Below are 11131 nucleotides of genomic sequence, written 5' to 3'. Positions count from 1 at the left end.
CGAAGAGGCTAAACGCGGCGGACTGTAAATCCGCTCCTTCGGGTTCGGGGGTTCGAATCCCTCCCCTTCCATCCTTTACGGGCATAGTTTAAAGGTAGAACTAAGGTCTCCAAAACCTTCAGTGTGGGTTCAATTCCTACTGCCCGTGTATAAGAATATGGCGGGTGTGGTGAAGTGGTTAACACACCAGATTGTGGCTCTGGCATGCGTGGGTTCGATCCCCATCACTCGCCTATTTTATATTATTGGGGTATAGCCAAGCGGTAAGGCAAGGGACTTTGACTCCCTCATGCGTTGGTTCGAATCCAGCTACCCCAGTTATACTTTGCCGGCGTGGCGGAATTGGCAGACGCGCTGGACTCAAAATCCAGTGTCCGCAAGGACGTGCCGGTTCGACCCCGGCCGCCGGTATAGTATTAAAGACAAGGTTTTCGGACCTTGTTTTTTTCTTTTATTTGTTGAATTTTTGATGCTGAGTTACTTAACAGTTACTAAAAATTGTTTTTATTGTTTTCTGAAAATACTTTGACTATTTTCCTTTACTGTGTTATAATTAACCGGTAAAGTATTTACTGGTTAATAGAAAGGGAGTACGTATGAAAGTCGCTAATCAGATCGATGAGTTTTTAAATTCTATTTTACTTATTTCTGAGAATCAGCATGAAGTTTTGATAGGTTCTTGTACAAGTGGTTTTTCTTTAACCAATACGCAAGAACACATTTTAATGTTATTATCAAAGAATAATTATTCCAATTCTGAGCTTGCTAAATTGCTGAATGTTAGTCAAGCTGCTGTTACTAAGGCTGTTAAACAATTACTTTCTTTTGGGATGTTAGAAGCTCTAAAAGATGAGAAAGATGCTCGAATTGTTTTGTACCGTTTAACAGATTTGGGGCGTCCAGTTGCTGAGGAACATTCTCATCATCATGATCATACTTTGGCTGTTTATGATCAAGTTTTGAGCGAATTTTCTCAAGAAGAACAGATGGTTATTTCTAAGTTTTTATCTCGCTTATTGGAGGATCTTCGTTAATGCGTTATATCACTGTTAAAGATCTTTCATTTTATTATGATCGAGAGCCTGTTCTAGAAGGGGTGAATTATTACTTGGACAGCGGGGAGTTTGTGACGCTGACTGGTGAGAATGGCGCAGCCAAATCTACTTTGATCAAGGCAAGTCTTGGCATCTTAAAACCAAAAGTAGGGACGGTTGAAATTGCTAAGGAAAATGTAGCTGGTAAAAAATTACGAATTGCCTATCTTCCGCAACAAATTGCAAGCTTTAATGCTGGCTTTCCCAGTTCTGTTTATGAGTTTGTGAAATCAGGGCGGTATCCTCGTAAGGGTTGGTTTCGTCGGTTAAATCATCACGATGAGGAGCACATTCTAGCTAGTTTATCTGCTGTTGGGATGTTAGAGCATCGTGATAAACCATTAGGGGCTCTATCCGGTGGCCAGAAACAACGGGCTGTCATTGCACGAATGTTTGCGTCTGATCCAGATATTTTTGTCTTGGATGAACCGACTACTGGGATGGATGCTGGTAGTAAGGATGAGTTTTATGAATTGATGCACCACAGTGCCCATCATCATGGGAAGGCTGTTTTGATGATTACGCATGATCCTGAAGAGGTGAGCCATTACGCGGATCGCAATATTCACCTAGTGAGAAAACAAAACTCTCCATGGCGTTGCTTTAATGTCCATGAGAAAGATGGAGGTGAGGACCATGCTTAGTCTCTTTCAGTATGATTTTATGCAACGGGCCTTGTTGGCGATGGTTGCTATGAGTCTCTTCTCTCCTATCCTAGGTGTATTTTTGATTTTGCGTCGTCAGAGCTTGATGAGTGATACGCTGAGCCACGTTTCTCTATCAGGGGTTGCTTTTGGTCTCTTCCTTGGTTTCTCTCCGACTATTTCTACAGTCATTGTGGTGATCATAGCAGCTGTATTTCTAGAGTACTTACGCACGGTCTATAAAGATTTTATGGAAATAGGGACAGCGATTCTCATGTCAACCGGTTTGGCCTTGGCTTTGGTGATCATGAAGGGTGGTGGTAAAAGCTCCATGAGTCTGGACCAGTACCTATTTGGTTCTACCTTGACCATTACCGATGAGCAAGTGTTAGCTCTGTTTGTCATAGCGGCGATTGTTTTGTGTTTGACGGTTCTCTTTATTCGTCCGATGTATATTCTTACGTTTGACGAGGATACAGCTTATGTAGATGGTTTACCCGTGCGTCTCATGTCTATCTTGTTTAATATCGTGACAGGGGTGGCTATCGCCTTGATGATCCCGGCTGCGGGTTCCTTGTTGGTATCTACCATCATGGTCTTGCCAGCTAGTATTGCTTTAAAGCTAGGAAAAACCTTCCGTTCAGTCATGATTTTGGCAGTGGTCATTGGTTTTGTAGGGATGGTCAGTGGTCTCATTCTTTCTTATTACCCGGATACACCGGTTAGTGCGACCATTACCCTCTTATTTGTATTCTTCTTTTTGCTCTCAAATCTTTTTGTTAAATTTAGAAAATAGGTGATCTTATGAAAAAACTTGCATGGCTGGTGTTAGCCTTTTGTAGTCTTCTTTTAGTAGCTTGTAGTGGTGGTCAAAATCAGTCAGGGAAATTGAAAGTCATGACGACTTTCTATCCTGTCTATGAATTTACTAAGCAAGTCGTTGGAGACGAGGGAGATGTGGAGCTCTTGATCGGGTCTGGTTCGGAACCCCATGATTTTGAATTGTCTGCCAAGGGGCGCGCAAAAATCCAAGAGTCAGATGTCTTTGTCTACGAGAATGAGAACATGGAAACGTGGGTGCCTCAGTTGTTGAAATCAATGGATGGCAAGAAAACCAAGGTTGTCAAAGCGACGGAAAATATGCTGCTTTTACCAGGTGGTGAGGAAGAGCATGACCATGAGGGAGGGGAAGAACACCATCATGACTACGATCCCCATGTCTGGCTTTCTCCGCAGAGAGCCATTAAAATGGTGGAAACGATTCGTGATCAACTGGTGAAACAGTACCCAGATAAAAAGGCTAGCTTTACAGCTAATGCGGATGCCTATATTGCCAAGTTGAAAAAATTGGATGACAGCTATACGAAGAGCTTATCTGAAGCGAAACAGAAAAACTTTGTTACTCAACACGCAGCTTTCCGTTATTTGGCCCTGGACTATGGCTTGAATCAAGTTTCTATTTCAGGTTTGTCACCAGATAGTGAACCGTCTGCGACTCGCTTGAGTGAATTGACAGAGTACATCAAGAAGAATGACATCAAGGTCATCTACTTTGAAGAAAATGCTTCTAAATCCTTATCGAAAACCTTGTCTGCTGAAACCGGTGTGGATCTAGCTGTTTTGAATCCATTAGAGAGCTTGACAGATGAGCAGATGAAAGATGGTGAAGACTACATCTCTATCATGGGAGCCAACCTCAAATCTTTGGAGTTAACAACAACTCAAGCTGGAAAAGAAATCGCTCCAGAAGAGGAAGAAGACACCAAAACAGTAGCCAATGGCTACTTTGAGGACAGTGCTATTAAGGACCGAACTCTTTCAGACTATGTAGGTGATTGGCAGTCTGTGTATCCTTATCTAAAAGATGGAACCTTGGATCAAGTCTTTGACTACAAAGCTAAATTAACCAAGTCCAAAACAGTTGAAGAGTATAAAGCCTACTACACCACAGGTTATAAAACAGATGTCGACCGGATTGTCATTACAGACAAAACCATGACCTTCTATAAGAATGGCGAAGAGAAGAAGTTCGAATACCGCTATGCTGGGAAGCATACGCTAAACTATACAAAAGGGAATCGTGGAGTGCGGTATCTCTTTGAAGCAACTGATCCGAATGCGGGTGAATTCAAGTATGTTCAATTCAGTGACCATCAAATTGCTCCTAATAAGGCAGCTCACTTCCATATTTTCTTCGGTGGGGAAAGCCAAGAGGCTCTTTATAAGGAATTGGAAAATTGGCCTACTTACTACCCAAGTGACCTATCCGGATTCGAAATTGCGCAGGAAATGTTGGCCCATTAATCAATTAGAGAAGGAACCAGTTGGTTCCTTTTTTGATAGTAACAGAAACTTGTCAAATTGCTAGAAAAAGGATAAAATTAGGCTTATAGAATAGATTGAATATGGGGAGATTCATGATGAAAAAGTATCGTTTGCTATTGTTGATTTCTGCTCTACTGTTTTTCCTTGGAGCCTGTGGTGATAAAAAGCAGGAGACAGGATCTGAAAGTAAAGAAAGTACAGTTCGTCAATCGAAGGATAGCTCAGCTACTAGTGAAACAAAGAAAGCTGAGAGTTCGAGTGATAAGAAAGAGAAAACAAAGATGGATATTGAAGCAATCGCTCAAGGGGATTATAGTAGTGTAGCTGGTGTCTGGCAAGATGATAAGGGGAATAAACTCGTCTTTGATCAAAATGGTTTGGTCTCTAACGAATATGAGTCTTATGGTCTTTCCTTGACGGATTATGGAACTGTTTCAGGAGGAGTCTACGGAGGAGTTACAGGAGGATTTTTGATGGAATTCATCCCTGCCGGGCTTACGATTGATGACCAAACGGACGAAAATGGAGAAGTCATCTTCCATGATGATTCTGATGTTAATAAGGACCGTCTCTGGACCGGAACTGGGATGTACAGTTTTACGGAACAAGGTTCTTTCCTCTATAAGGTTGGGAATTAGCTAGTATATGTGTAATGAAAAAGAATGAAGAGTGTCCTACTCTTCATTCTTTTTTAGATTTTAGGGAGCCAAGAAAGGTAGAAGTCTAGCTTCTCCGCTTTCAAGAGGTCTTGGTGGCTCACTCTGTCGACCTTTTTTCCATCAAGAGAAGCATCTTGAAGAAAGTGTGCTTGGGCTGTGTGAGCTGTGCTATGGATATGCAGCCATTTTTTCTCTTGAGGGAGAAAGAGGCGCAAGTGTTTGAAGAGGGGAATCCCTAGGTCATAGACTGGCTTGCCTGGACAAGTTGGATAGAGTCCTAAAACCGACCAGATATACCAGGAGGATAGGCTGCCATTATCTTCATCTCCTGGATAGGCTTGAAAGCTTGGCTGGAAGGCTTCCTTGCGAAGGGCCTGGATTAGGATGCTAGTGTATTCCGGGTGTTGGCTATAGCGGAAGAGATAGGGGATGTGAAAACTCGGTTGGTTTGAAATGGCAATTTGTCCAAAAGGAGCTTGGGCCATCTCACTCATTTCATGAATTTCGTAGCCATAGCCCGTCACTTCGTAATGCGGTGCTTGAGTGGCTAGTCGAGTTAAGTAGTGGGTAAATCCTTCCTTCTCCACCAAAGAGTTGCTTGAGGCCCTCGATGTCGTGAAGGGCGCCTAAGGTTGCCTGAATGGCAGAGCACTCTGCATAGTCGCGTCCCCAACTGATGGGGGAAAAGTCTGGTCTGAAATGGCCCTTCTTATCTTTGGCCCGGATATAACCTGTTTCTGGATCAAAGAGGGTTCGATAGGAAAGACTAGACTGGGCATATTCTTTGGCCAACTCTTCCTTGCCAAGTAGCTGGGCAGTTTGGGCGATACAAAAATCGCTATAGGAGAAGTCAATGGTGTGACTCACGCTTTCGTGATAGTCAGTGGATAGATAGCCTAATTCCTTGTATTCTTTAGCTCCTCGTCGACCGTAATGACCATTTGGGTCTTCCTTCCTAGCTGTATCTAGCATGGCTTCAAAAAGCTCCGTGTGGAGGTCGGGAGCTAGGCCTTTTTGAATGGCATCGGCAATGACCCCATCAATGAGGGTTCCAGGCATCATGCCTCTTTCGTCCGGCGCTAGCCATTTAGGGAGGAAACCGGTATCTCGGTAATGGCTGAGGAAGCCTTCGAGAAATTCCTGGTAAAGCTCGGGATAGACTAGGCTATAGAGAGGAAAGGTGGTCCGAAAGAGATCCCAGAAGCCCAAACTCGTGAAGTATTTTCCTTCTTGAATGCGGTTGTGGGCGAAATCGCGATGGACTGCTTTCCCCTCAGGGGTTACTTCATAACAAGTCTGAGGAAAGAGCAGACTACGGTAGAGACAGTGATCGAAAAATGTTCGATCCTCTCCGCCCGTATCTAAAATTTCAAATCGGTCCATTAGCTCTTGCCATTTGCGGCTCGCTTTTTCTTTCATCTCTTCAAAGCTAGCTGTAGGAAGGTGAGATTCGGCCAACTCAGGGTTGATAAAGGAAGTGCCTAATCGAGCTTCTAGGGTAGGGCTGTCAAATTCTAGGATCAAATCCTGTCCTAGCCAGTGAGTGCGAGTGATGGCTTGGTCAAATTCGACATGAAGATAGAAAGGATAGGTTTGTTGGTCGGTATGATTTTGGTCTAGGATGTGAAAATGTAGATTCGTTTCTCCGAATTCTACTTCAGCTAGTCCATTGGGGCAATGAATGGCCAGTGAAAGTGCAGACGGCCCTCTAAAGCGGAGAATGGACCCGGTAACTACTCTGTCTGAAATAGAGGTCTTCTTGAGTCGGAATGTCTGTCAGCGGGGTGAGGAGACACCAGGAAAAATCTCCAATCCAAGGGCTAGGCTGATGGGTCAAGCGAATACCTTGAAAGATAGGAAGGTTGGGGTTGAAAAACCAAGCCCCCTGTTCATGTGTCGTCTGTGGGAGGAAATAATTCATCCCAAAAGGAACTCCTGTGTAAGGGAGGGTATTGCCGTTAGAGTATGCTGAGTGATTGTCTGTTCCTAAGCGGGTATCAATGTGAGTAATATCGGTCTTCATGCGGGACCTCCTGTGTCATACTAGGGCTTTCAAGCCCTTTTCTTTCTTTATTTTAGCAGAAGCCCCTCAAATGGGAAAGTCTTTTTCAAAACTAGAAAAGTTTGTAGAAAAAGGGCTATAATTTGCGTATGTATTTCCCATCTGAAATCTTTTATACTGAATAGGAAAGAATCGACAAGTGTGAGGAAAAGGAATGACTTATTCAAAAGAAATCGTCAGAGAATGGCTGGACCAAGTAGCAGAACGTGCCAAAGAGTACCCGGAGTGGGTGGATGTCTTTGAGCGTTGCTACACAGATACTTTAGACAATACAGTTGAAATCTTGGAAGATGGGTCAACCTTTGTGTTGACAGGGGACATCCCAGCTATGTGGTTGCGTGACTCAACGGCTCAATTGAGACCCTATCTTCATGTGGCAAAAAGAGATCCTCGTTTGCGCCAGACCATTGCTGGTTTGGTCAAGCGCCAGATGACCTTGATCCTAAAGGATCCCTATGCTAACTCTTTTAATATTGAGGAGAACTGGAAAGGCCACCACGAGACTGACCACACCGATTTGAATGGCTGGATTTGGGAACGTAAGTATGAAGTGGACTCGCTTTGCTATCCCTTGCAATTGGCTTACCTCCTGTGGAAGGAAACTGGTGAGACTAGCCAATTTGATGAAACCTTTGTCACAGCGACCAAGGAAATCCTTCATCTCTGGACAGTGGAGCAAGACCACAATAACTCACCATACCGTTTCGTCCGTGATACCGATCGTAAGGAAGATACCTTGGTAAATGACGGCTTTGGGCCAGATTTTGCTGTGACAGGAATGACCTGGTCAGCTTTCCGTCCAAGCGATGACTGCTGTCAGTATAGCTACTTGATTCCGTCAAATATGTTTGCAGTAGTTGTTTTGGGTTATGTCCAAGAAATCTTTGCAGCATTGAATCTAGCTGATAGTGAGAGTATCATTGCAGATGCCAAACGCCTCCAAGCGGAGATTCAAGAAGGGATCGAAAACTACGCCTACACTACTAACAGTAAGGGCGAGAAGATCTATGCCTTTGAGGTAGATGGTTTGGGAAATGTTAGCATCATGGATGATCCAAACGTACCAAGCTTGTTGGCAGCTCCTTATCTTGGCTACTGCGCGATCGACGATGAGGTCTACCAAGCTACTCGTCGGACTATTTTGAGCCCTGAAAATCCTTACTTCTATGAAGGGAAGTACGCAAGCGGACTCGGAAGTTCTCATACCTTCTATCGCTATATCTGGCCGATTGCCCTGTCGATCCAAGGTTTAACAGCTACAGATAAAGCTGAGAAGAAATTCTTGCTGGATCAGTTGGTTGCCTGCGATGGTGGAACAGGTGTCATGCACGAAAGTTTCCACGTGGATGATCCAACCAAATATTCGCGTGAATGGTTCTCTTGGGCCAACATGATGTTCTGTGAATTAGTCTTGGATTACTTGGATATCCGCTAATACTCTTCAAAAATCAAATTCAAACCACGTCAGCTTCGCCTTGCCGTATATATGTTACTGACTTCGTCAGTTCTATCTACAACCTCAAAGCAGTTCTTTGAGCAACCTGCGGCTAGCTTCCTAGTTTGCTCTTTGATTTTCATTGAGTATAAGGAGCACGCTTTAGCTTCACTGATTCTTGTTAGAATCACAAGTTTATATTTAAAACAATAAAAATTTAAGTTAGAATGAGGTTTTACTCATGGAAAATGTTGTTGTACACATTATCTCTCACAGTCACTGGGATCGTGAGTGGTATTTACCTTTTGAAAGTCACCGGATGCAATTGGTGGAACTCTTTGACAATCTCTTTGATCTCTTTGAAAATGACTCTGAATTCAAGAGCTTCCATTTGGATGGACAAACCATTGTCCTTGATGACTATTTAGAAATTCGCCCTGAAAACCGTGACAAGGTGCAGCGTTATATTGACGAAGGAAAACTCAAGATTGGACCTTTCTACATCTTGCAGGATGATTACTTAATCTCCAGTGAAGCTAATGTACGTAATACCTTGATTGGACAAGCTGAATGTGCTAAATGGGGCAAATCAACTCAGATTGGTTACTTCCCAGATACCTTTGGAAATATGGGGCAAGCTCCTCAAATTCTTCAAAAATCAGGCATTCACGTAGCAGCCTTTGGGCGTGGTGTCAAACCAATCGGATTTGATAACCAAGTCCTCGAAGATGAGCAATTCACCTCTCAATTTTCTGAAATGTACTGGCAAGGGGCGGATGGTAGCCGCGTGCTTGGTATCCTCTTTGCCAACTGGTACAGTAACGGGAACGAAATTCCAGTGGATAAAGATGAAGCCTTGGCTTTCTGGAAACAAAAATTGGCAGATGTTCGTGACTATGCATCGACCAACCAATGGTTGATGATGAACGGTTGCGACCACCAACCGGTTCAACGAAACTTGAGTGAAGCTATTCGCGTGGCCAATGAACTCTTCCCTGACGTGACCTTTGTTCACAGCTCTTTTGATGAATATGTGCAAGCAGTGGAAAGTGCGCTTCCTGAACAATTATCAACAGTTACGGGAGAATTGACCAGTCAGGAAACAGATGGTTGGTACACTCTTGCTAATACATCTTCTTCACGTATTTACCTCAAACAAGCCTTCCAAGAAAACAGCAACCTGCTCGAGCAAGTGGTGGAACCTTTGACCATCATTACAGGTGGGCATAACCACAAGGATCAATTGACCTATGCCTGGAAGACACTCTTACAAAATGCGCCACACGATAGTATTTGTGGATGTAGCATAGATGATGTTCACCGTGAGATGGAAGTTCGTTTTGCCAAGGTCAATCAAGTCGGAAACTTTGTCAAGACCAACCTTCTCAACGAATGGAAGGGTAAACTAGCGACTCAAAAAGCACAGAGTGAGCACCTCTTTACGGTCGTCAATACTGGCTTGCACAATAAGGTGGACACCGTCAGCACGATTGTCGATGTAGCAGTTTGTCCATTTAAGGAATTGCATCCGACAGAGGGCTTCAAGAAAATGGCCGCTTTGACCTTGCCAGACTACCACGTAGAGGATTTAGATGGGCATCTTGTAGAAGCAGAGATTGAAGACTTGGGAGCAAGCTTTGGCTATACCCTGCCTAAGGATAAATTCCGTCAACCTTATATCGCGCGTCAAGTGCGCGTGACGGTTCCGGTTCACCTAGCGCCTCTTTCTTGGACCACCTTCCAGCTCTTGGAAGGCAAAGCACCTCATCATGATGGTCTTTTCCAAAATGGGGTGATCGATACGCCATTTGTAACCCTTAGTATCGATGATGGCTTGACCCTCTATGATAAAACGACCAATGAGGCTTATGAGGATTTCCTTCGTTTTGAAGATCGTGGGGATATCGGTAATGAATATATCTACTTCCAACCAAAAGGAACAGAGCCGATCTATGCGGAGTTAACAGCTTATGAGGTCTTGGAAAACAATGCTCGCTATGCCAAAATCTTGCTCAAGCATGACTTGACGATCCCGGTCAGCGCGGATGAACAATTGGATGCGGAGCAAAGAGGCATTATCGAGTTTATGAACCGCAAGGCAAGTCGCTCAGAAGAGCTGACAACCATCCCTCTTGAAACGGAGATGACCATCTTTGTAGATGATCCGCAAATTCGCTTCAAGACGCGCTTCACCAATACAGCTAAGGATCACCGTATCCGTCTCCTGGTCAAGACTCACAATACACGTCCAAGCAACGATTCTGAAAGTATCTATGAGGTTGTGACACGGCCAAATAAACCGGCTGCTTCTTGGGAAAATCCTGAAAATCCCCAACACCAACAAGCCTTCGTCAGCTTGTATGATGACGTCAAAGGGGTAACAGTGGCCAATAAAGGTTTACATGAATACGAAATTTTAGGGGATGATACCATTGCTGTAACCCTTCTCCGTGCTTCCGGCGAACTTGGTGACTGGGGCTATTTCCCAACACCAGAAGCACAATGCTTGCGGAACTTTGAGGTTGAATATGCAGTAGAATGCCATCAAGCTCAGGGGCGCTTCTCCGCTTATCGCCGAGCTAAAGCTTTGCAGACACCGATGACCAGCCTTCAAGTTGAAAAACAAGAAGGAAGTGTAGCAGCGTCTGGTAGCTTACTCAAGCATACAGCCTTGACACATCCTCAGGTTTGTCCAACAGCCTTTAAGGTAGCAGAAAATGAAGAAGGTTACATCCTTCGCTATTACAACATGAGCCAAGAAAATGTGCGCGTGTCAGAAGGACAACAAACGGTTGTCGATCTTCTGGAACAACCGTATCCGGTCCATACAGGTTTATTAGCACCGCAAGAAATCCGTACAGAATGGATCAAAAAAGAAGAAATCTAATTTCAAAAAGATAACATAAAAAGAA

General features: G+C 43.9%; 7 protein-coding genes, 4 tRNA genes and 1 pseudogene. 11 read left to right on the top strand and 1 reads right to left on the bottom strand.

All coding sequences use genetic code 11. The features are described 5' to 3' along the window. The first annotated feature begins 77 nt into the window (after positions 1-77). The 9 genes from ADH49_RS07740 to ADH49_RS07700 all read left to right on the top strand — a co-directional run bounded on the left by ADH49_RS07740 (position 78) and on the right by ADH49_RS07700 (position 4701). Positions 78-148 (top strand) — tRNA-Trp (locus ADH49_RS07740). A gap of 12 nt (positions 149-160) precedes the next feature. Continuing rightward, positions 161-233, top strand: a tRNA-His gene (locus ADH49_RS07735). 13 nt (positions 234-246) lie between these two features. Next, positions 247-318, top strand: a tRNA-Gln gene (locus tag ADH49_RS07730). Positions 319-327: 9 nt separating this feature from the next. Next, positions 328-411 (top strand) — tRNA-Leu (locus ADH49_RS07725). 185 nt (positions 412-596) lie between these two features. Next, complete coding sequence (locus tag ADH49_RS07720; RefSeq protein ID WP_048691340.1) at positions 597-1034, top strand: zinc-dependent MarR family transcriptional regulator; 438 nt, start codon at positions 597-599, stop codon at positions 1032-1034. Then, complete coding sequence (locus ADH49_RS07715; protein WP_048691339.1) at positions 1034-1738, top strand: metal ABC transporter ATP-binding protein; 705 nt, start codon at positions 1034-1036, stop codon at positions 1736-1738. Before ADH49_RS07720 ends, ADH49_RS07715 begins: the two co-directional genes overlap by 1 nt. Continuing rightward, positions 1731-2534: a metal ABC transporter permease gene (locus ADH49_RS07710; protein ID WP_048691336.1), complete on the top strand. Its 804-nt coding sequence runs from the start codon at positions 1731-1733 to the stop codon at positions 2532-2534. Before ADH49_RS07715 ends, ADH49_RS07710 begins: the two co-directional genes overlap by 8 nt. Positions 2535-2542: 8 nt before the next feature. Further along, positions 2543-4042 (top strand): zinc ABC transporter substrate-binding protein AdcA, encoded by a 1500-nt coding sequence (locus ADH49_RS07705; RefSeq protein ID WP_048691331.1) that lies wholly within the window; start codon positions 2543-2545, stop codon positions 4040-4042. A 113-nt stretch (positions 4043-4155) separates the two neighbouring features. Then, a complete protein-coding gene (locus tag ADH49_RS07700; protein WP_048691329.1) occupies positions 4156-4701 on the top strand; it encodes a DUF6287 domain-containing protein in 546 nt (181 codons plus the stop codon). Positions 4702-4754: 53 nt separating this feature from the next. On the opposite strand, the pseudogene ADH49_RS07695 reads toward ADH49_RS07700, so the two are convergent. Beyond that, a pseudogene (locus ADH49_RS07695) lies at positions 4755-6745 on the bottom strand (GH92 family glycosyl hydrolase). A 193-nt stretch (positions 6746-6938) separates the two neighbouring features. On the opposite strand from ADH49_RS07695, the gene ADH49_RS07690 reads away from it, so the two are divergent. Both ADH49_RS07690 and ADH49_RS07685 read left to right on the top strand, forming a co-directional pair. Continuing rightward, positions 6939-8219 (top strand): glycoside hydrolase family 125 protein, encoded by a 1281-nt coding sequence (locus ADH49_RS07690; RefSeq protein WP_048691324.1) that lies wholly within the window; start codon positions 6939-6941, stop codon positions 8217-8219. Between the two features lie 241 nt (positions 8220-8460). After that, a complete protein-coding gene (locus ADH49_RS07685) occupies positions 8461-11106 on the top strand; it encodes an alpha-mannosidase (protein ID WP_048691322.1) in 2646 nt (881 codons plus the stop codon). The last annotated feature ends 25 nt before the right edge of the window (positions 11107-11131 follow it).

Origin of the sequence: Streptococcus sp. 400_SSPC (genome assembly GCF_001072745.1) — a bacterium.
Lineage (GTDB): Bacteria > Bacillota > Bacilli > Lactobacillales > Streptococcaceae > Streptococcus > Streptococcus xiaochunlingii.
This window is presented reverse-complemented; position numbering and strand designations above follow the sequence as displayed.

Coding starts and splice junctions, on each gene's coding strand:
- ADH49_RS07720 (WP_048691340.1), top strand. CDS start 597: ATGAAAGTCGCTAATCAGATCGATGAGTTTTTAAATTCTATTTTACTT.
- ADH49_RS07715 (WP_048691339.1), top strand. CDS start 1,034: ATGCGTTATATCACTGTTAAAGATCTTTCATTTTATTATGATCGAGAG.
- ADH49_RS07710 (WP_048691336.1), top strand. CDS start 1,731: ATGCTTAGTCTCTTTCAGTATGATTTTATGCAACGGGCCTTGTTGGCG.
- ADH49_RS07705 (WP_048691331.1), top strand. CDS start 2,543: ATGAAAAAACTTGCATGGCTGGTGTTAGCCTTTTGTAGTCTTCTTTTA.
- ADH49_RS07700 (WP_048691329.1), top strand. CDS start 4,156: ATGATGAAAAAGTATCGTTTGCTATTGTTGATTTCTGCTCTACTGTTT.
- ADH49_RS07690 (WP_048691324.1), top strand. CDS start 6,939: ATGACTTATTCAAAAGAAATCGTCAGAGAATGGCTGGACCAAGTAGCA.
- ADH49_RS07685 (WP_048691322.1), top strand. CDS start 8,461: ATGGAAAATGTTGTTGTACACATTATCTCTCACAGTCACTGGGATCGT.